The organism is Ruegeria sp., assembly GCF_965221235.1.
In the GTDB taxonomy this organism is placed as follows: domain Bacteria; phylum Pseudomonadota; class Alphaproteobacteria; order Rhodobacterales; family Rhodobacteraceae; genus Ruegeria.
This window is the reverse complement of the sequence record NZ_CBDCRS010000001.1, coordinates 21,863-41,387: the sequence shown is the minus strand read 5'-3', so window position 1 is coordinate 41,387 and position 19,525 is coordinate 21,863. Positions and strand designations below refer to the sequence as shown.

Here is a 19,525-nt window from a genome sequence, read left to right as displayed (position 1 = left end):
AGCCGTCGCCGGATAAAGCAGAATAGCCAGTTTCCAAACCGGCCATCTGCCGTCAGTGGCTGGTGCCTTCCGAGAAGGTGATTTTGTTCCAGACATTGTACTTCCCAGACGGTTTGCGCATCGGCAGGCGGCGGACCTCTTCCAGCGTCTGCGCGTCGTAGACGATCACCGCGCCGTCATCCTCCCAGATCGAAACCAGCGCATGACGGCCATCCTTGGTGAATTCCACATGCGCCACGGTTTTGCCGGGTGCTGGGCGCAGAGTTCTAACGATTTCGAGGCTTTGCTTGTCGATCACATGCATCGCGTCCTTGTTCGGGCCAAAGAACACATCGGCCCAGACATAAGGAGAATTCTCATGGCTGCGCATGAAGAAACCGGGTCCTTCGGTCTTGATCCGCTTGACGGTTTCCCATGTCTCCATGTCGATCACCGATACGGTGCCGTCGGTCAGATGCGGCGTGGCCATTACAGTCGTATCGCCATGCTTCCACGTAATGCCAGAACCCAGATGCGGCATACCCGGCAGGTCCAGATCGGCGACCTTGTGGCCAATCACCAGATCGATAACCTGCCCGCCTTTGCCATCGCGAGAGGCGCCCATGACGTATTCATAGCTCTGGTCGAAAAAGAAATCGTCCAGGTAGTCGGGCGTGGTGATCTTGCGCACCGGGAAGGGATCGGGGTTCTTGAATTGGCCTTCAATGCGGAAGTCATGCCCCAGCCCGAATTGCGGCGGGTTGGACCCGTAGAAAACCTCCCAAATCTCGGGCACGTCTTTCAGCGCCAGAACAAAGCTTTCGCGCGGCGGAGCCTGATAGACGGCGGAAACCCGGCTGGGCACGCCTTTCTTGCTTTTGACCTCGATGACTTTGGCAACGGACAGGTCGTCGGTCGAAAGCAGCGTCAATGAGTTCGGCAGATAATTCGCCACGGCCACCCACTTTCCATCCGCCGACATGGCGATATTGCGGCTGTTCAGGCCCGCGCGCACACGGCCTACCTGTTTAAGCGCCCAGATGTCGTATTTCTGCACCCAGCCATCGCGCGACATGATAAAAACATAGCGGCCATCGGGGCTGAACTTCGGCCCGCCATGGACGGCAAACGGGGTCTCGAACCGGTCCAGTACCTCGAACGTGTCACCATCCAGAACGCTGACATGGTGGTCGCCGGTCTCAACCGCCAGCGTGATGTTCATCGGGTCGCTGTCCCAGACGGGCGCATCTACCGGGGAGTAGTCCTCGTCTAGAATGCGGCTGGCCATGATATCGGCCTCGCCCCATTCCGGGTCGGTCTCCAGCGGAGATTTCAGCCAGCCCGCCAGTTCCTCGATCTGCAACGCGTCCAACTCATGCGAGAACGCAGGCATTTGCGTCGCGGTGCGCCCTTCGGCAATCACCGCCGCCACTCGTGGCCCGCGCATCCGCTTCAGCGTTTCGGGGATCAGTGCAGGACCAACCCCGCCCAAGCGGTTCTCGCCGTGGCATGAGGCGCAGTGTTCGGCATAGTCCGACGGTGCGTCAGCCCACGCGGTCCCGGCCAACAGCGCGCAAAAGGTTCCGATTTTCAGAGTATCAAAAGAACTGATGCGCCGGATCATGGCTTTTCCCCCGGAACGGCGTGACCTGTAGGCGCTCACCCGCATCTTCGACGCCGATTTCTTGATTTGACAGATAGCAGGCCGGGTCTTCGGCCCATGGATCGCCGGTCAGTTGTAAGGCCCGGATACGGGTGTTGCCGCCGCAGACATCCTTCAACTGGCACGCTCCGCAGCGGCCTTTCAAAGGCCGTGGTCGGGTGCGCAACATGGCCAGCATCGGATCGTCGCTGGTCCAAAGATCGGAAAACGACCGCGTCTTCACGTTGCCGACGGTGTAGTCGGACCAATAGGTATCGGGATGCACCCGCCCCAGATTGTCGATATTGGCAACGCCTAGCCCGCTGGAGTTCCCTCCCCAGGCGGCGAGATGTTCGCGCACATGGGCGGCTTTGGCATCGTCAAAATGTGCTCGGACCCAATTCAGGAAATACCCGGCGTCGGCATCATTGTTGCCGGTCACGATATCCAGCGGACGTCCGCCCGAGGCCGCCTCCCACGCGCGCTCCAGCAACAGATCCAGCCCCTTGCGGGTGCGCAGATGCTCGGCATCCTCGCCCCGGTTCTTGTCGCCGCGACCGGCATAGACCAGATGAGACAGGTAGAATTTGTCCACCCCCTCGTCATCGCACAGCTGCAGCAGGTCGGGCAGGTGATGCTGGGTGCCTTCGGTCAGGCAGAACCGCAGACCAACTTTGATGCCGCGTTTCTTGCATTCCCGAACACCACGCAGGGCGTCGGCAAAGGCGCCTTCGACGCCTCGGAACCAGTCATTGGTGGCTCCGATCCCGTCCAGCGAGATGCCCACATAGTTGAACCCCACATCAGCGATCATGTCAGCAGTTTCGTCGAAAATCCGCGTGCCGTTGGTCGACAGCGCCAGCATTGGCACCAGATCGCGGGCGCGTTTGGCAATGTCGAAGAAATCGAACCGGTCCAGCGGTTCCCCACCCGAGAGGATCAGGGCCGGGACGCGAAACTGGCCCAGATCCTCAAGGGTTACCATGGCTTGCTCGTGGCCGAGCTCACCCGGGAACGCAACATCCGCCGAGACGGTGTAGCAATGGCGACATTTCAGATTGCAGCGCCGCGTCAGGTTCCAGATCACCACCGGTTTCACCGGTCCGGGGCGGCGTTTGCGCACTGGGGTCGGGGTGACGAGTTGATGCATGTATTCGGTCAGGCGGAACATATCTCAGCCTTTCTTTTTCAGGCGCAGCCCGGTCTTTTTCAGAATGCGCGTGGAATAGAGGATATCTTTGGCCCGGCAGGCATCGCCCAGAATGGCGGCGATCTGTGTGCGCTTTTCCTCGACCTCGTCCCGGTCGGCGCCGTGAACCATGGCGAAAAGATTATAGGGCCAGTCGGGCAGGGCGCGCGGGCGTTCATAGCAATGGGTGACAAAGGGCAGCGCGCCGATACGTGCGCCCAGTTCGGCGACGCACCCGTCCTCAACATCCCAAACGGTCATGCCATTAGATGTCATGCCCAGTTTGTAGTGGTTCGGAGCGGCAGCGATGCGGCGGATCACTCCGCGCGATTTCATGTCGGCCAGACGGAACAACAAGGCGTCCTCGTCAATTCCAAGATCAGCCGCGACTTGTGCATAGGGCGCTGCCATCAGCGGCAGGCCGCATTGCAACGCCTCGATAATCTCTCTGTCTTTCGCGTCGATCATGCTGCCACCCGGAAGCCGATGAAAAATTCCTGTAGTTTGGGGAAACGGAGAACCTGTATCCCCGTTTCCCGTTCGATCACATCGGCGGTGGCCTCGATCCCCTCGGGCGTTTCGGTGGCCAGCACGAACCACATGTTCAGCCGGTGCGTGCGTTCATAATTATGGGCAACTTCGGGGTGCGCATTGACTTTGGTCAGGACGGTTTCGAAATCTTCGGGCGGGACGGCCATCGCACACAGACAGAACGCGCCGCCCATTGCAGCAGCGTCGAAAAACGGGCCGAACCGGGTGATGATACGCTCATCCTTCATACGTGAAAGACGGCTCAGCAGCTCATTTTCCGGGATGCCAAGTTCCTCGGCAATCGCGGCGTAGGGATGCGATACCAAAGGCAGATCATCTTGCATCCGGTTCAGGATTGCGCGGTCGGTCTCGTCCAGCGTCATGCGGCGGCCTCCTTCGGTTGGATCAGAGCACCGGTCTGTTTGAAACAGCGGGTCGAGAACAATACTTTGTGCTTGGCTCCAAACAGTTCCGGCAGGGCGGCGGCACCGGCCAGAGTCTGCCGAGCTTCTTTGCGCGAACGGGCGTGGATCATCGAATACAGACGGTAAGGCCAAACCCCCTCGACCGGGTTGCGTTCGTAGCACAGCGTCACACCCGGATAGGCGGCCAGGGCTTTGCCAGCAGCGCAAATTTGTTCGACAGGCAAATCCCATACGACCATAGCATTTGCCGACCACCCCAGCGCGCGGTGCCGTACGATCACCCCCAGGCGTGAGATGATACCAGCAGTATGCAAGGCTTCGATGCGAGTCATCACGTGCTCTGCATCGCGATCCAATGACCGGGCCAGTGCAGCATAAGGATCAATGACCAGCGGTAGACCCGAGCTAAGTGCCTGCAACAACGAGCGGTCGCCATCCTGCATGGCATCCCGATCCACCCGACGCGGGCCGGGGACGTTGCTGGATTTGCCTGACATGCGGAACCCCAGATCGACGTTGAAGGGGCGAACAAGCCGAAGGTCCAGTACGCGCAGACCAGAGCGGTTTGAGATACGGGCCAGTGTGTCGTTCACATGCGCGCGGTCCGGACCGGTGGCGACGAACCACAGATTCCAGTCGTCCTCGCGCTGATAATTGTGGTTCACGCCGGGTTCCGCGTCGATCAGGGCCGCGATTTCTTCTAGTCGCTCATCAGGGGCGGCGACAGCGGCCAGAGTGCTGGCGGATACAGCGCCCGGCGCGATCGTAGCGCCCACACGTGTGATCCGCCCGGTGGCGCGCATTCGGGTCAGGCGGTCCAGTACCTCAGCTTCGTCCAGCCCCAGCGCATCGGCCAGAATCTGAAACGGACGCTCGGTTACAGGAAAGTCGCGCTGGAAGTCGTCCAGCAGGCGTCGGTCAATCGGGTCGGTGATATGCTCCATCTGTCACAGTCCCGTTCTGTGTGCGCGCGCGGTAAAGAAGATGCCAGAAGGGCTGTCTGCCTCGATTTCCCGCAGCTTTTCAAAGCTGTGGGTGTCGTAGACCATGACCTTGTTGGCGTCTCGAACGCTGATCCAAACCTCATGCCCACGAGGCGTGAACTCCATGTGCAGCACGGCGGGGCCGGGTTCGAATTCTTGGATGATCTTTTTGCTGACGCTGTCGATCACTTGGATTGTGTCATTCAGGGGGTGGGCGAAGTTCACCCAGACCTGACGTCCGTCGGGCCGGGCCATGGCAAAGACCGGTTGGCCGTGTGTCTTAGTGCGCCCGGTCTCGGACAGCGTGTCGGCGTCGATCCACAGAACCTCGTGATGGCCTACAGCAGGCAGAACGAACTCGCGCCCCGTCAGCGCCCAGCCTTCCAGATGAGGCATCTTGTAGACCGGCATTTCCTCTTGTCCGCGCCCATAGTCAGGCAGCACGCGGATGGGTTTGGGCGTCTCGTCCCAAAGGTCCAGCGCGGTCAGACCGTCCTCACCGAACAGGCCGGTGATATAGGTGCGGCCATTAGCGGTGATCAGCGCGTCATAGGGGTTTTTGCCCATATCGGGGATTTTGGTGATCTCTGGCGCATCTTCCGCGAAATTGGCAATCCAGGTTTCGCCCGTGTCCCACATGGTGAACACGAACCGACGGCCTGGCGCATCGACCAGACCGATTGTCTTGCTTCCTGTGGGAATGTCGGCGACCATCTCAAGCGTCTCGGCATCGAACACGCGCACGCCGCCGGGTTCATAGTTTGACACGGCGACCAGTTTGCCGTCATCCGAGATTGCGCCGCCAATTGCGTTACCAGCCTGCACGACGCGGTCAACGATCTGGCGGGTGACGATATCGACCTTGGTCAGGCCACCGTCGCGGCCGAACACGTAAGCAAAGCGTTCATCGGGTGAATAGACGAGCGAGGCATGGGACAAGTCGCCCAGCCCTTCGATCCGAGCCAGCGCGGCCCGGTCGGACTGATCCACCAGAAGGACCGAGCCTTTGGCGCGTTCGATCACCAGCCCAAGATCGCCGGTCGCGGTGGGTTCAGCATATGCGGTTGTCATCAACAGTGTGGCGGCGAGGGTGAGAAGTATGTGTCTCATTATTCCTCCTGTTCCAGCAGGTAACGGGCGATCCATTCGGCTTCTTCTTCGCTGATCAGCGGCCGCCACGGGGGCATCGCAGTGTCGGGGATGCCATCAAGGATCACGCCGGTTAGAATCTCGGCGTCATAATGTTCAAGCGTTTCGGATCGCAGATCGGGGCCAAGGCCGCCTTTCAGCGACAGTCCATGGCACGAGCCACAATCCTGGTGAACGAGGCGTTTCAGGGCGTTGGGGTCGAGCGTGTCGGCGGCAAAAGCTGTGGTCGCCAACAGGACTACAGAAGTGAGAACAGCTCGCGCGGTCCAACCCTTGCGTCCTACTGCAGCTTGCCGCTGCGCAGGTCTTTTGGGGCCAAGCTTAGCCATGAGCCTGCTCCAACACTTCGGCGATAGGTCGCTCCGCATATAGTGAAACCACTTTGCCGATGATGAAAAGCGTGGGCGCTTTCAGCCCGGTCTCGCGCACATCCGCGGCCAGCCGATCCAGCCGGGACACCATGCGACGTTCATCTGGGGTTGTGGCCTTGCCAACCGCCAGAACGGGGGTCGCGCCGGGCAGGTTCTCGGTCATCAACCCCATGGCGATCTGACCGATATTGGCGACGCCCATATAGACAACCAGCGTCGAGTCCGGGTCGGCGAGACGTTTCCAATCCAGATCCAGAACCTTGTCAGCCTGCCGATGCCCGGTGACATATTGCACTGAGGTCGCAAGGCCGCGATGAGTTAAAGGCACACCGGTGGAACAGGACGCGCCTTGAGCAGCGGTGATCCCCGGCGCGTATTCGACCGGAATACCGTTTGCCATCAGAAACGCGGCCTCTTCCGAACCACGACCAAATATCATCGGATCGCCGCCTTTCAGCCGGGCTACAGTGTGACCCGCGCGGGCTTCTTCGACGAGAATTTCATTGATGCGATCTTGCGGCACCGTATGGCACTTGGGCGCTTTGCCGACCGGGATCAGACGCGCGCCATCAGCGTGCAGATTTAGAATATCGGCGGAGACCAGACGGTCATAAACCACTACATCCGCCCCTTGCAGCATCCGCAGCGCGCGCAGGGTCATCAGCTCGGGGTCGCCGGGGCCTGCGCCAATCAGAAAAACCTTACCGCTCATGTGCAAACTCGCTTGGTCTGAATGTCTTCGGATCCCGGAAGTCCTGCGCGATCTGGTGACGTTGCTGGGTGAGCCGGGCGTGTCATGCGCCAAGACTGCCGCAACCGAATTTGAACCTCCTTGACTAAAGTTAAGGAGCGCGGGATTTGGCCCCGCACTCCTTTGGTCTTGCCTGCATTTGCCCGGTATCAGGGTTCGATGGTAATCATGCCGATCATGTTCTGCGTCTCCCAATGCGGGCCGCAGAGGTATTCTTGCGGTCCGGGGGTAAGGAAGGTCAGATCGACCGACTCCTCGGGGAACAACCGGTCACTTTCGGGTTCGCTGCCATCTTTCAGCAGGACCGAATGGCTGGTGCGTTTGTCCACATTGATCCAGCGCACAGTTGTGCCTGCCTTCACGGTCAGCTCGACCGGGCAGAACGTGTATTTGTACATCAGAACCACCTCGGCATCCTCAACGGCAGATGAGGGCTGACCGAACAGCTCGACATAGCGGTCTTCGGCCTCTGCGCATAGTTCGGCGGTTTCATCTGCCCATGTGGGCGCGGCCAGAAGCAGCAGGGCAGGAAGAAGGTGATGGGGTTTCATCGTCCAAATCTCCTCTTCTAGGCGAAAGGGGCCGGATTGCCCGGCCCCCGTCCATTATTGTTTGACCACGTTGATAAAGGCGCTGTCGTCGTCCAGTGCCAGGCTGGTATCCAGCGTTACGTGGTGGAACCGTGCGGCGGCAAAGTCATCGTGGATTGCAAAGCCGACCGTATAGGTCTGGCCAGTTTCAAGCGGGACATCCCCCGGCGCGCCCGAGTTCAGCGGACGGGTGAAGACCACGGTCCATACGCCAGCGTCGAGGCTCGCCGAGGCGGCAATCTCGCCGTCATTGACCACGCGCTGTGCCAGCAGATAGCCATTGCTGGCGCTGCCGTCCGCATAAACCCGCATCAGGTCCAGATAGGTGCCGTCGGCCAGATATTGCTCGATCTGCTCAGCCGCTTGCAGCTTGTCCCAACCACCCAGCGCCTTGCCGCGACGGCCTTTGACTTCGACCTCGGTCCGGCTTTCGCTGATGTATTTGGTCACTGTATCCTGATTGGTCAGACGACCGGATACATCGCCATTTGCAGCAATCGCATCTGCGCCCGGATCAAACGGCATATAGCTGTTGTCCGCGTGGCATGAGGCCCAGCAACCCACCTGATCGCCCAACTCAATCCCGGTGCCGGTGATCATCATGGCGACCTTGATCTGGTTGTCGGGGTCCATCTTGCCACCGTCGACAAACGGCGCCGGGTTGTGACCTGCATCCGGCCATTGCAGGCGGATGTAGAGGTTCGCATCGTCATGCGCCGCCTGAACGCTTGCGTCGATCACGCCACGTTTGCCGGGGATTGGGGTAGGCTCAAGTTCACCACCAGCAACGATCTTGCTTCCAATCGCATCCAGTTCGGCGGCGTGACAGGTTGTGCATTTGTCCCCACCTTTGGTCAGAGGCCGCGCGCCGCCGTGGGATCTGCCGTTCTGGACCCATTCGAACGAGGCCTGACCGGGATAGAACAGCTTCATATCCGTAGTTGGTACCGCAGCCCAATCGACATTCGTGCCGACATCGCTACCGCCACCGGCCGGTGCAGCCGCTTCTTTGCCCGAAGCTTTGGCCCGTTCTTCCGCAACCGCCGCGTCAACCGCTGCTGCGATCTGAGCCTGCACAGCTTCCTGCTGAGCCACACGCGCGGCTTTTTCGGCCTCGGCTTCGGCGGCTTCCTTGGCTTCGATCCGCTCCAGGCTGGCTAGGTATTCGGCCGGGATTTCGCGGATGAACGCGGGGTTCGGGGCTTCCAGCTGTTCCAGATAGTCTTCGTCGGCCCGGTCGCGGGCGTCCGAATGTGCGATCCCTTTGTGGCAGTCGATGCAGGTTTGGCCAACGGTCATGGCGTTCAGGTGCTGCTGACGGGCGCGGGGTTTTTGGAACTCGGGCATCATCGATTCGAAATCGTGACAGTTACGACACTCGCGCGAGTCGGTGGCCTTCATCCTCTCCCATTCATTCATCGCCAGATGCACGCGCTTGGCTTCAAACTTCTCGCGTGTGTTGATGCTGCCGACCATCTTGCCATACAGCTCTTTGGACGCCTTGATCTTGCGGATGATCTTGTGGGTCCAGTCCTTGGGCACGTGGCAGTCGGAACAGACCGCGCCGACGCCGGATCGGTTCACGTCGTGAATCGTGCCGGTGTATTCCTCATAGACGAAATCGCGCATTTCGTGGCACGAGACGCAGAATTCTTTGGTGTTTGTGGCTTCCATGGCGGTGTTGAACCCGCCCCAAAAGATGATGCCGGCGGCAAAGGCCGCGGCGATCCCGGCTACGGGCATTCCCCACAGGAAATACCGGCGCCAGATCGGTGGTTTTTTATCCGGTTCGGAGGTCATATCCGGGCTCCGTTATGGCTGTCTTGACTGGCCCGGCGTGTCAGACCGGCGCGTTTGGCTGAGGGGAAAACGAGGAAAGGGCGGGCGAGGGGCCCGCCCTTTCCGTTGGTTCCTACAAACCCGTCAGGTGACGTGGTTCGACCGGTTGTAGACGTTGAACTTGCCGGTTGGGGCAAACAGGCCCTTCACGCGGCCGATCTCTTCCAGCGTCTTGGCGTCAAAGATTACGATCTCACCGTTCGGCTCTTTCGAGGTCGAGCGGTTCCACTTGGAAACCCAGACCTCGGAACCATCCTGGTTGAACTCGAAGTGGACGGCGACGTTGCCTTCCTCTTCGGTGATCTGGATCGTTTTCACGATCTCACCGGTTGCCTTGTCGATGACCTGCACCGATTGCTGGATCTCAGGCTCGGGGTGCTTGGTCTGGTCAGCCCAGATGTAGTCCGAGGTCGGGTGTGTTCGAATAAACAGACCGGGCCCGTCGGTTTCGACCTCATAGCAGACCTTCCAGGCATCGTCCGGGCGACCTTCGGGATCGTTGCCCCAAACAGTCACGGTGCCTTCACCCAGGTGGGTTGTACCGGCAACAGGACCGCAATTCGGGTCGTCCCAGTTGGCGCCCGGGCCAGGGTGTGGCAGCGGCGCGGTGTCGATCAACGCTTCCAGCTTGTGGGTCTCGGTATCAACCACAACCATCTTGTTCGACGCGTTTGCGGCGATCTGGAAGAAGCGGCCGGTCGGATCGAAGAAGCCGTCATGCAGGAACTTGGCGCTGTCGATCTTGTCGATCCGCAGGTTGTCCAGATCGGTATAGTCGACCTGCCACAACTGTCCGAGTTCCTTGACCGCCACGATCCATGTCGGCTCGTTCGGGGTGGTGTAGATTGCGGCCACCCGGGCCTCTTCCACATAATCCCCGTCCACGTTGTAGCCCCGGGTCGAGACGACCTTTTTCGGCTCCATCGTGTGGGCATCAACGATTGCAAAATGCGGCGGCCAATAGGCCCCACCGATCACGTATTTACCGTCACCCGACACGGCCACGTCGCGGGCGTCATAGCCAATGGTAACCTCGGCGACGAGCATGTTTTCAGGATTTTGCCACAGGTCGATCTTGGTCATCTTGCCGTCGCGGCCCATGGTGTACCAGAAGCGGCCCGGGTTTTCCGGCTCTTCCAGTTTGTGGTGCTCCGACGCTTTCAGAACATGCACTGCATAACCGGTCGGAATGTGCGCAAGCACCTCTTTGGTGTCGCCGTCGATCACGGCCACCTTGCCCACGTCACGTTCAATGACCACGAAGAAGTTTTCCCAGTTACGGCCGTGCAGCGGCTCGGTCGGGTAGTCTTCGGGTTCGACATAGACCTTGCGGGTCGCCAACATCTGTTCAAGCGACATTTCCGGCGGCTTGGGCGGCTCCATCTGGATGTAAGTCGCCATATCGCGGATTTCGTCCTCGGACATCACGTCCGAGAAGTTGTTCATCCCGCCTTCGGTCCCCCAGGCGATAATCTTCTCAAGCCGGTCCTGACCCAGTTTCAGTGTGCCGGACTCGGTCACGGTGCCATCGGCATTCTTTGTTTCCACCAAAGGCTCAAGGCTTTTACCCGTCGCCCCTTTGCGCAACACGCCGTGGCAACCGGCGCAGCGTTCAAAGTACAGTTGTTTCGAGGATTCAAAGGCTTCCTTGCTCAGGGTTGGCTCTTCGGCGAAAGCTGGCGCAGCGACGCTGCCCAGCAGCATCGCCAAACCGACCCCGAAGGCGCGGCCAGTTTTGTTGTAGCTGATTCCAAGTGACATGATCACTCTCCATTTGCTGGTGAGGCAGGTCCAAGGGTGAGACATCGCGCGTGGATACTCCTTGACGAAAGTCAACGCTGCGGGTGCAAATCTGTTGGCGGATTGGAAAAAAGAGCCAAAAAACCTCAGGAAAATTTGGGTTTTGGGCACATGTTTTTGCGGTTTTGATTTTGGTTAAGTCTCACGTGAGGGCTGAATGCTAGGGCTGGGAAAACGGTCTAGGAGAGCAGCCATGCCCGCAATCATCACCCGCGTTCTTGGTGAGGGGTTTCGTGTTTTCTTTCTGTCTGCGGGCCTCTACGGCATGTTTGTCGGGCTGGTCTGGGGCTTGTGGCTGACGGTGCCTTATCTGGCACCGGATTACGGCATGACCCCGCCGATGTGGCACGCGCATGAGATGATCTTTGGCTATGCCACGGCTGCGCTGGGTGGTTTCTTCCTGACCGCCGTACCCAACTGGACCGGTGCGCCAGAGGCCCGTGCGAAGTTCATTACCATCGTTGCCGGACTTTGGCTGGCTGGTCGGATGGCGATGTGGTTTTCAGGCACTCTTCCTCCGGCGATAGTCGCCGTGGTCGATCTGGCTTTTGTCCCAATTCTAGCGGCCAAGATACTGACGCAGCTGATCAAACGCCCGAAGCCGCAGAACATGGTCTTTCTGGCTTTGCTGAGCTTCATCTGGATTGCCAACCTGATGACGCATCTGGACTGGATGGGGGTCAGCAATGACACATTGCAAACCGGGCTGAGGGCAGGGCTTCTGACTCTGTGCGCGATGATCGCCATATTGGGCGGACGCATCACTCCTGCCTTCACCCGCAATGCGATGAAACGCGCTGAAGTGCCCGAGGCGCGCTGGCCGGTCTCGTCGCCGATTCTCGACAAGGTAGGCATGGGTCTGGCTTTGCTGTTGCCGCTGGGTGCGTTGGGTCTGGGCATCGGGTCGGTTTCCGGAAGTTTGGCGCTGGCCTTGGGGGTTGTGCAATTCCTGCGCATGGCGCGCTGGCGCACGGTTTGGGCTGCCCGGCAACCGATTCTGCTGGCGTTGCATCTGGGCTTGGCCATGCTGGCGCTTGGTTTGATCCTTTGGGGATTGGCCGTGCTGGGCATTGGGAACGAAGTTGCTGCCCTTCACGTTCTGGGTATCGGCTGCGTTGGCGGAATGACCCTTGCCGTCATGAGCCGCGCGGCGCTTGGACACAGTGGCCGCGCGCTGATCGCGCCTGGGTCGATGGTCGTGGCCTACGGGTTGATGGCTGCGGCTGCGTTGTCTCGCTGGATCGGGGCTGAGCTGAACGCCGGTTATCTCGTCGCCATGCTGTTGTCGGACGGCCTATGGGTCGCGGCCTTTGCGCTGTACCTGATTTCCATGTGGCCCGCGTTGACCGGCCCAAAGACTGCGAAATCGGGCTGATCTGACTTCATTTCCATGGTCTTGACTTTCGTTAAGGAGCCACCGGACCCCAGCCGCCATGCTGAGCACACTAGCTAATCTGCGCAAAGGAGAGCGCAATGCGAGAAGTCATGACCAAGAGCATGGCGCGCAACATATTCTATGGCGGGTCACTGTTCTTTATTCTCATCTTTCTGGCCCTGTCGGCCCATTCGCACCTTTATATCGTGAACTCCGAGAACTCGGCGAAACTCGATGAAAGTGTGATCCGTGGCAAACATGTCTGGGAAAAGCACGCCTGTATAAACTGTCACACGATCATGGGCGAGGGTGCCTACTTTGCGCCCGAAGTCGCAAATGTGATGACCCGTTGGGGCGTGCTGGACGACCCGGAATCAGCCTTTGAAGCCCTCAAGGGCTGGATGGAAGCGCAACCGACCGGAATTCCCGGTCGTCGGCAGATGCCCAACTTCAACCTCAGCGACGAAGAGATCCGTGACCTGACCAACTTTCTGATCTGGACGGACAATATCGACGCTCAGGGCTGGCCGCCCAATGAGGCTGGCTGAGAAAGGGAACGGAGCAATGAAATACGAAACCCAAAAAATCGCCTATGCTTACTTCGCGGTAGCTATGGCGTTGTTTGCGATACAGGTGATCGGCGGACTGCTGGCCGGTCTGATCTATGTTTTCCCGAACTTCCTGAGTGAGCTTCTGCCGTTCAACATCGTGCGGATGCTGCACACCAACTCTCTGATCGTCTGGCTGCTGTTGGGCTTCTTCGGCGCGGCCTATTTCCTGATCCCCGAAGAATCCGAGCGTGAGATTCATTCGCCCACATTGGCCTACCTTCAGCTGATCATTCTGGTGGTCGGTACGCTGGGCGTGGTGCTTACCTATGTCTTCAACCTGTTCGAAGGCAACTGGCTGCTGGGCAAAGAAGGCCGCGAGTTTCTTGAGCAACCCAAATGGGTCAAGGCAGGCATCGTCGTGGCCGCGTTGATGTTCCTTTACAACGTGTCGATGACCGTACTGAAGGGCAAGAAGACCGCCATTACCAACATCCTTCTGTTGGGTCTGTGGGGTCTGGCGCTGCTGTTCCTGTTTGCCTTCTACAACCCCGGCAACTTGTCGCTCGACAAGCAATACTGGTGGTACGTCGTCCACCTGTGGGTCGAAGGCGTGTGGGAGCTGATCATGGCCTCGATCCTCGCCTACCTGATGCTGAAGCTGACCGGCGTGGACCGTGAGGTCGTCGAAAAATGGCTTTATGTCATCGTCGCTGCCGCGTTGTTCTCGGGCATCCTCGGGACAGGCCACCACTACTACTGGATTGGCACGCCGGGGTATTGGCAGTGGATCGGTTCTATCTTCTCAAGCCTTGAGGTTATCCCGTTCTTCGCGATGATGGCCTTTGCCTTCGTCATGGTCTGGAAGGGCCGTCGTGACCACCCCAACAAGGCTGCGCTGCTGTGGTCTCTGGGCTGTGCCACATTGGCCTTCTTTGGGGCCGGTGTCTGGGGCTTCTTGCACACGCTGCATGGGGTGAACTACTACACCCACGGCACGCAGATCACCGCAGCGCATGGTCACCTGGCCTTCTACGGTGCCTATGTCTGCCTCAACCTGGCGATCTTCACCTACGCGATGCCGATCCTGAAGAACCGTGATCCGTATAATCAGGTGCTGAACATGGGGTCCTTCTGGCTGATGACCAGCGGCATGGTCTTCATGACTTTCGTGCTGACTTTCGGTGGTACCGTGCAAACACACATGCAACGTGTGGTCGGTGACTACTTCATGGACGTCCAAGACCAGATCGCGATCTTCTACTGGATGCGTCTTGGCTCTGGTGTGGTCGTGGTTCTTGGCGCTCTGCTGTTCATCTACTCGATCTGGGTTCCCCGGAAAGAGGTCATTGAACCCGGCGCAGCCGAAACCCCTGCGGAGTGATGGATATGGATGGATCCATGAAACTGACTGAGGGGGCGGCAAACGCCCCCTTCTACCTGGCCCAAGGCGATGAATGCGATGTGTTCACCGCTGCGTATAACAACGATCTGCCGGTTCTGCTGAAAGGGCCGACAGGCTGCGGCAAGACCCGATTTGTGGCCCATATGGCTGCCCGTCTTGGCCGCCCACTTTACACTGTGGCTTGCCACGACGATCTGGCAGCTGCCGACCTGATCGGACGCTACCTTCTGAAAGGCGGCGAGACCGTCTGGGTCGATGGCCCCCTGACCCGGGCGGTGCGCGAAGGCGCGATCTGCTATCTCGACGAGGTTGTCGAGGCGCGCAAAGACGTCACCGTCGTCCTGCACCCGCTGACCGACGACCGGCGCATCCTGCCGATCGACCGTACGGGTGAGGAGCTTGAGGCGGCGCCCGGCTTCATGTTGGTCGCATCCTACAACCCCGGATATCAGAATATCCTGAAAACCCTGAAACCCTCGACCCGGCAGCGGTTCATCTCGCTGGAGTTCGACTTCCCGTCGCCTCAGATGGAGGCCGAAGTCGTCGCGCAGGAAAGTGGCTTGCCGCTGGAGCGCTGCAAGCCGCTGATCCGTCTGGCGAACAAGCTGCGTGGGCTCAAGGGGCAGGACCTTGAGGAAGGCGTTTCCACCCGTCTGGTCGTCTATGCCGCGACGCTGATCGCACAGGGCATGTCAACTGACCGCGCGATCCTTGCCGCGATGATCGAACCTCTGACCGATGACGAGGATATCAAACGCGGGCTCCTCGATCTTGTCACGGCTGTCTTTGGGTGAGGCCGGCCGATGGTCAAGATCGACTTCGAGCCATGGGAACCCGAAGAAACGATCGGGAAACTGTGGCACACCCTTGCCAGCCGCCTTGATGCACCCCAGGTGCATGATGGAGCCGCGGTCGACCTCTCAGAGGTCGCGGGGCGGCTGGCCGTCCTTTTTCGAGGGCTTGGGGGTAGTCCGGGCGTGGAATTGCGCCCGGTCTCACCCGAGGTTTCGCGCCACCGGTTGGGCTGGCGCCGTCGTCTGGGAACCGAAGCCGAACTGATGCCGCGCGCGTCCTTCGACGGCGAAGTTCTGCGCCTGCCGGACCGGCTAGCGGTTTTCCCCGCGCGCGAGGCCAACGGCGCGCTGTATGTCTGGTTGGCCGCTGCGGCAGCCCATGCCGGAACCCGCATTGACGAAGAAGACCCCCTGCGGGCTGACCTGCGCGCGCTGATTGCCGCGCGAGAAATGGTCGAGGCCACCTTGGACAACGCCCCCGGGATGCGCCCGCTTTACACCGAGCTGTGCAAAGGCGTTCTGCATCATCGTGACATTCCAGGCCTGCCTCCCGTTGAAGCAGCAGTTGAAGAACTGGTCCGCCACATGCTGGGCGATCCCACACCGCTGACACCGAACGCCAAACAGGTACTGGCGATGGACGATGATCTGACCGCACCGCGTGGCTATCAGCATTTCCGCCCCGTTCCTCTTTGGCCCGAACTGCGCGCCGTTGGCTTTTCCGAACATAACGAGGTCGAAAACCCCGATACCGACGGGCCGCCCGAAGACTCCGGCGAAAAAACCCACCGCGCCCGCCGCCGCAAATCGGACCAGGCGAGCCGCAGTGACAGCTTCATCCTGCACAAGTTCGAGGCGATCCTCAGTTGGGCCGAATTCCTGAACATCAACCGGCGCATCGACGACGACGATCCCGACAACGCCAAAAAGGCCGCCGACGATCAGGAAGAGATCGGGCTGGGCCAAATCTCCAAAGCGCCGCCAACCAAGTTGAAACTACATCTGGATTTGGCACCTGAGGATGTGAACCGCGAACGCCTGTCGGGCCGCATCCTCTATCCCGAATGGGACGTACGAACCGGTCAATACCTGCCAGATCACGTCAACGTTCTGCTCTCGGATGCCGATATCCGCGAGGACGCGGCCGAGTTCGGTAAAGACCCCGCCACCGCCCGGCGCATCCGCGCTGTCAAACGCCAGTTCGAGGCACTGCGCCCCGGTCGCGTGATGACACGTGGCCATTTGGACGGCGACCAACTGGATATCGAAGCCGCCGTGCGGGCACAGGTCGACCGTTGCGCCAATGGCGAAGGCACCGAACGCATCTGGATGCAATCGCGCCCCGAAGCCCGTGATCTGGCGGTGTCGATCCTGCTGGATGTCAGTCGCTCAACCGAAAGCGCCGTCACGGGCCGCGCCGTGATCGACATCGAACGCGAAGCACTGGCCGCGCTTGCCTGGGGCCTGAATGCCTGCGGCGACGATTTTGCGATCCACACCTTCAGCTCACTGAAACGCCAGCGCGTCTATGTGCAGCGCTGCAAGCGCTTCGATGAGCCGATGGGTGCGAAAGTCGAACAGCGTATCGCCTCATTGCGACCGGGCCACTACACTAGGCTAGGGGCCGCGATCCGCCATTGTTCGGCCGATCTGGCAGATCAATCGCGCAAACGACGCCTAATGCTGGTGATCACCGATGGCAAGCCCAACGATCTGGACCATTACGAAGGCCGCCATGGCATCGAAGACACAAGGCAGGCCATCCGCGAGGCACGCCGAGCCGGGCAATCGGTCTTTGGCGTCACCATCGACAAAACCGGCAAAAGCTGGTTCCCACGCATGTTTGGACAAGGCGGTTTCGCCGTCATCCCCGACCCGCACCGCCTGACGATGGCGCTGCCGCAGATCTACCGCCAGCTGGTCGGGGCATGAGCGACACCTCCTTGATCGACGAGCTTCCGGGCGAGTTGCTGATGTGGGTGCTGATCATCTCAGAGCTGCTGGTCTTTGGCGCGGGCCTTATCGCCTTCATGGGCGTGCGCCTGACCGACCCCGCAGGCTTTGCCGAGGCGCAATCGCATCTTTATCGCACCGGCGCAGCCTTCAACACGGCGGTTCTGGTCACATCGGGCTATCTGGCCGCGCAAGCGCTGCGCTGGCGCCGCGTCGAACGCCGCATCAAATCCCGGCTTGCCCTGACCGGGGCCGCGGCGCTGGGGATCGTGTTCCTGATCATCAAAGGCGTGGAATACACCGGCAAGGCCGCGCAGGGTATCACCTATGAAACCCACCCGTTCTTCCTGTTCTACTACCTGCTGACCGGCTTTCACGCCGCCCATGTTCTGGCGGGGGTCGCGATTTTGCTGCTGGTGACCTGGCGAGATGATCCAAACAACATCGAGGCCGGCGCACAGTTCTGGCACATGGTCGATCTGGTCTGGATCATGCTGTTCCCTGTGATCTACCTGCTGGGATGATCGCGATGCCCGAACCTTCATCTTTTCCCAAATACTCCCGTCGGAGGCGTCCTGACCCGTTGACCCGCGCTTGGCTTGGCCTTCTGGCGCTCAGCCTGACGTCAGCGCTGTTAACGCTCCTAGATTCCCCCCGGATAGCGGCTGCCGGTGTGCTGGCCCTCGCCCTGGTCAAAGCGCGTTTGATCCTGGTGCAATACCTTGATCTGGCGCACAGCCCTAGGTGGCTGCGCGGGTTCACTATGGTTCTCACCATCTTCTCGGTGTTGATTTTCGGTCTTTACCTGATCTGAAAAAAGCCGCCCCGACAGGGACGGCAGTCTGCAAAGCAAAGGGAGGCTTTGTTTATTGGGCGGCCATCGGCATCCGCGCGATCTGACAGCGTTGCCAGAGGACCGACAACGCACCAACCAGATGGTCGATATCTTGATCCGTATGGACAGGCGACGGTGTAATCCGCAGACGCTCGGTGCCTTTCGGGACGGTGGGATAGTTGATCGGCTGGATGTAAATACCGAACTCCTCAAGCAGGGTGTCCGAGATGAACTTGCACTTCACCGGATCGCCCACCATCACCGGGATGATATGGCTGGGGTTGGGCAGATGAGGAATACCCTCGGCATCCAGCCGTTCGCGCACCTGCGCCACGCGGGCCTTTTGCAGATCACGCTCGGAATTCGATTGTTTCAGGTGCCGGATCGAGGCCGCAGCCCCGGCGGCAATCGAGGGGGGCAGGGCGGTGGTGAAGATAAACCCGCTGGCGAAGCTGCGCACGAAATCGCACAGGGCGGCTGACGCTGCGATGTATCCGCCGACCACGCCGAACGCTTTACCCAGCGTCCCTTCGATCACGGTCAGGCGATCCATCAGACCTTCGCGTTCGGCAATGCCGCCGCCGCGTGGGCCGTAAAGACCAACCGCATGCACCTCGTCCAGGTAAGTCATCGCGCCGTATTTTTCGGCCAGATCGCAAATCTCTTTAATCGGGGCGATGTCGCCATCCATGGAATAGACCGATTCAAAGGCAATCATCTTGGGCGCATCCGGGTCGGCGGCGGCCAGTTTCGCCTCGAGATCATCCAGATCATTATGTTTCCAGATCACCTTCTGCGCCCGCGAATGTCGAATGCCTTCGATCATCGATGCATGGTTCAATGCATCCGAAAACACGATAAGTCCGGGAATTTTCGCCGCCAGCGTCCCAAGCGCCGCCCAGTTTGACACATAGCCCGAGGTAAAAAGAAGCGCGGCTTCTTTTCTGTGCAGATCGGCAAGTTCGGCCTCAAGCAGCACATGATCATGGGTGGTGCCGGAAATGTTCCGCGTCCCACCCGCGCCTGCACCGCAACGATCCAGCGCATCATGCATCGCCGAAATCACCGCTGGGTGCTGACCCATGCCAAGATAATCGTTCGAGCACCAGATGCGCACATCCCTTTGCACCGCCCCGTCTGTTTGCCGCGCATTCGGGAAAGACCCACAGCGGCGTTGCAGATCTATGAACACCCGATAGTTTCCTTCATCCCGAAGGTCATCAAGGCTCTGAGTAAAGAATCGCTCGTAGTCCATCTTGCGGGCTCCCCGGATTACTGGCTTTGGACTAAGGATAGGTCAGGCATGCGCGTCACCACATGACTATTGTCAAGTTAACACGGCATCAAAAGTTTGATGCGGTCGCGC

General features: G+C 59.8%; 19 protein-coding genes. 7 read left to right on the top strand and 12 right to left on the bottom strand.

Going from position 1 to position 19,525, the window contains the following annotated elements:
• Positions 1-52: 52 nt before the first annotated feature.
• The 11 genes from ACOQOY_RS00200 to ACOQOY_RS00150 form a co-directional block, all read right to left on the bottom strand.
• Complete coding sequence (locus tag ACOQOY_RS00200) at positions 53-1,603, bottom strand: cytochrome D1 domain-containing protein (protein WP_420583480.1); 1,551 nt, start codon at positions 1,601-1,603, stop codon at positions 53-55.
• Complete coding sequence (gene nirJ / locus ACOQOY_RS00195; protein WP_420583479.1) at positions 1,578-2,792, bottom strand: heme d1 biosynthesis radical SAM protein NirJ; 1,215 nt, start codon at positions 2,790-2,792, stop codon at positions 1,578-1,580. The genes ACOQOY_RS00200 and nirJ overlap by 26 nt, the downstream gene beginning before the upstream one ends.
• 3 nt (positions 2,793-2,795) lie before the next feature.
• Positions 2,796-3,278 (bottom strand): Lrp/AsnC family transcriptional regulator, encoded by a 483-nt coding sequence (locus ACOQOY_RS00190; RefSeq protein WP_420583478.1) that lies wholly within the window; start codon positions 3,276-3,278, stop codon positions 2,796-2,798.
• Positions 3,275-3,724 (bottom strand): Lrp/AsnC family transcriptional regulator, encoded by a 450-nt coding sequence (locus ACOQOY_RS00185; protein ID WP_420583477.1) that lies wholly within the window; start codon positions 3,722-3,724, stop codon positions 3,275-3,277. Before ACOQOY_RS00185 ends, ACOQOY_RS00190 begins: the two co-directional genes overlap by 4 nt.
• Positions 3,721-4,710 carry an AsnC family transcriptional regulator gene (locus ACOQOY_RS00180; protein ID WP_420583476.1) on the bottom strand — a complete coding sequence of 330 codons (990 nt, stop codon included), beginning with the start codon at positions 4,708-4,710 and terminating at the stop codon, positions 3,721-3,723. Before ACOQOY_RS00180 ends, ACOQOY_RS00185 begins: the two co-directional genes overlap by 4 nt.
• A gap of 3 nt (positions 4,711-4,713) precedes the next feature.
• Positions 4,714-5,859 carry a cytochrome D1 domain-containing protein gene (locus ACOQOY_RS00175; protein WP_420583475.1) on the bottom strand — a complete coding sequence of 382 codons (1,146 nt, stop codon included), beginning with the start codon at positions 5,857-5,859 and terminating at the stop codon, positions 4,714-4,716.
• Positions 5,859-6,131: a c-type cytochrome gene (locus ACOQOY_RS00170; protein WP_420583474.1), complete on the bottom strand. Its 273-nt coding sequence runs from the start codon at positions 6,129-6,131 to the stop codon at positions 5,859-5,861. The genes ACOQOY_RS00175 and ACOQOY_RS00170 overlap by 1 nt, the downstream gene beginning before the upstream one ends.
• Before the next feature lie 88 nt (positions 6,132-6,219).
• Positions 6,220-6,981 carry a uroporphyrinogen-III C-methyltransferase gene (gene cobA / locus ACOQOY_RS00165; RefSeq protein ID WP_420583473.1) on the bottom strand — a complete coding sequence of 254 codons (762 nt, stop codon included), beginning with the start codon at positions 6,979-6,981 and terminating at the stop codon, positions 6,220-6,222.
• Between the two features lie 188 nt (positions 6,982-7,169).
• Complete coding sequence (locus ACOQOY_RS00160) at positions 7,170-7,571, bottom strand: cupredoxin domain-containing protein (RefSeq protein WP_420583472.1); 402 nt, start codon at positions 7,569-7,571, stop codon at positions 7,170-7,172.
• A gap of 54 nt (positions 7,572-7,625) precedes the next feature.
• The gene (locus ACOQOY_RS00155) at positions 7,626-9,410 is read right to left on the bottom strand and encodes a NapC/NirT family cytochrome c (protein ID WP_420583471.1); all 1,785 of its coding nucleotides are present in this window, start codon (positions 9,408-9,410) and stop codon (positions 7,626-7,628) included.
• Positions 9,411-9,533: 123 nt separating this feature from the next.
• Positions 9,534-11,210: a cytochrome D1 domain-containing protein gene (locus ACOQOY_RS00150; protein ID WP_420583470.1), complete on the bottom strand. Its 1,677-nt coding sequence runs from the start codon at positions 11,208-11,210 to the stop codon at positions 9,534-9,536.
• A 232-nt stretch (positions 11,211-11,442) separates the two neighbouring features.
• On the opposite strand from ACOQOY_RS00150, the gene ACOQOY_RS00145 reads away from it, so the two are divergent.
• The 7 genes from ACOQOY_RS00145 (at position 11,443) to ACOQOY_RS00115 (ending at position 18,138) form a co-directional block, all read left to right on the top strand.
• Positions 11,443-12,624 carry an NnrS family protein gene (locus ACOQOY_RS00145; protein WP_420583469.1) on the top strand — a complete coding sequence of 394 codons (1,182 nt, stop codon included), beginning with the start codon at positions 11,443-11,445 and terminating at the stop codon, positions 12,622-12,624.
• Positions 12,625-12,722: 98 nt separating this feature from the next.
• Positions 12,723-13,172: a c-type cytochrome gene (locus ACOQOY_RS00140; protein WP_420583468.1), complete on the top strand. Its 450-nt coding sequence runs from the start codon at positions 12,723-12,725 to the stop codon at positions 13,170-13,172.
• A 16-nt stretch (positions 13,173-13,188) separates the two neighbouring features.
• Positions 13,189-14,556 carry a cbb3-type cytochrome c oxidase subunit I gene (locus tag ACOQOY_RS00135; RefSeq protein WP_420583467.1) on the top strand — a complete coding sequence of 456 codons (1,368 nt, stop codon included), beginning with the start codon at positions 13,189-13,191 and terminating at the stop codon, positions 14,554-14,556.
• Positions 14,557-14,561: 5 nt separating this feature from the next.
• A complete protein-coding gene (locus tag ACOQOY_RS00130; RefSeq protein ID WP_420583466.1) occupies positions 14,562-15,371 on the top strand; it encodes a CbbQ/NirQ/NorQ/GpvN family protein in 810 nt (269 codons plus the stop codon).
• Positions 15,372-15,380: 9 nt separating this feature from the next.
• Positions 15,381-17,303, top strand: coding sequence for a nitric oxide reductase activation protein NorD (locus ACOQOY_RS00125; RefSeq protein WP_420583465.1), 1,923 nt, complete (start codon positions 15,381-15,383; stop codon positions 17,301-17,303).
• On the top strand, positions 17,300-17,848 hold the full coding sequence (locus ACOQOY_RS00120; protein ID WP_420583464.1) for a cytochrome c oxidase subunit 3: 549 nt from the start codon (positions 17,300-17,302) through the stop codon (positions 17,846-17,848). The genes ACOQOY_RS00125 and ACOQOY_RS00120 overlap by 4 nt, the downstream gene beginning before the upstream one ends.
• Before the next feature lie 59 nt (positions 17,849-17,907).
• Complete coding sequence (locus ACOQOY_RS00115; protein WP_420583463.1) at positions 17,908-18,138, top strand: cytochrome C oxidase subunit IV family protein; 231 nt, start codon at positions 17,908-17,910, stop codon at positions 18,136-18,138.
• A 52-nt stretch (positions 18,139-18,190) separates the two neighbouring features.
• Here ACOQOY_RS00115 and hemA read toward each other — a convergent pair whose 3' ends face one another.
• On the bottom strand, positions 18,191-19,414 hold the full coding sequence (gene hemA / locus ACOQOY_RS00110; protein WP_420583462.1) for a 5-aminolevulinate synthase: 1,224 nt from the start codon (positions 19,412-19,414) through the stop codon (positions 18,191-18,193).
• Positions 19,415-19,525 lie beyond the last annotated feature (111 nt).